1 pseudogene is annotated in these 1,027 nt (G+C 73.5%); it reads right to left on the reverse strand.

Annotated features, from left to right (window positions below):
* Positions 1–1,027, reverse strand: a pseudogene (locus R6V09_RS53795) (LuxR family transcriptional regulator); the annotation flags it as partial.

A 1,027-nucleotide genomic window follows, 5' to 3' on the forward strand; every position in this document is an offset into this window, starting at 1 on the left:
GCGGCCGGTGCGGACGGCCGTCTCGACCAGGTCCAGGACCGTCCACCGGCCCGGGACCCCGAAGGCAGGAGCGCCAGGTGGCTCGATCCGGACGGCCTGGACATGCGCCTCCTCGTAGTCGCCCTGGCCCATGGCGGCGAGGCGGCGGGCCGCCCGGGCGTAGGCCTCGGTCACCTCGATGCCACGGGGTGCCGCCCAGGTCGTGGTCTCCTCGCTGCGGGCCCGGGCGAGCTCGGCGTCGCCGCGCAGCGCTGCGCCCGACGCCAGCAGGACGCGGATCTGCCGTTCCCAGAAGTGGTAGCCGTGTGCCGCCGCCAGGTCCAGCCCCTGCTGGGCCAGGTTCTCGGCCTCGTCCCAGCGGCCGTGGACGTAGGAGTCGTGGCAGAGCAGCAGCAGCGCGGGGACGACCATGGCGATCGCGCCGCCGTCGCGTTCGCGCTCGATCATGCGGAGGACCAGGTACCGGTGGTCGGACAGGGCGTCCGTCGCGACCGCCGCGAAGGCCAGGGGGATCAGTTCCCAGGGTGCCGCGTCGGCGGGCAGCGCCGCGAAGGCCTCCGCGAGGCCCTTGCGCAGTGCGTCGGGGGCGTGCGTGGGGTCGACGTACGCGTCGTAGCAGAGTCTGATCGCTGTCGCCGCGGTCGGTTCGCAGCGGGTCAGCGCGGTCTTGAGGAGGTGCCACGGCTCGGGGCGGAGGGTGTAGAGGCTGACGAGCAGCAGCGCGTAGAGGATGCCGTGGTGGTCCCAGTCCTCGTTCGTGGCGGTGGCCGTGTCGTCGTCGAGGGCGCGGGCCAGCAGGCGGTAGGCGGCGTCGACATCGCCCTCTTCGTTGGTGAGGAGGTGGGCGGTGGCGGCGAAGACCAGTCCGGTCGGGGTGTCGGGGGCCTGTCCTGCGTCGGCCAACAGCCTTGGTACGTCGTCGAGTTGGCCGGTGAAGGTGGCGAGGTAGGCGGCTTCGACCAGGCGCCGGGACCGGTCGCCGGGGTGCGGGCTGAGTTCACCGGCCCGCATGAGGGCGGACACGGCG

The sequence above is a fragment of the Streptomyces sp. W16 genome, assembly GCF_033194735.1.
Lineage (GTDB): Bacteria > Actinomycetota > Actinomycetes > Streptomycetales > Streptomycetaceae > Streptomyces.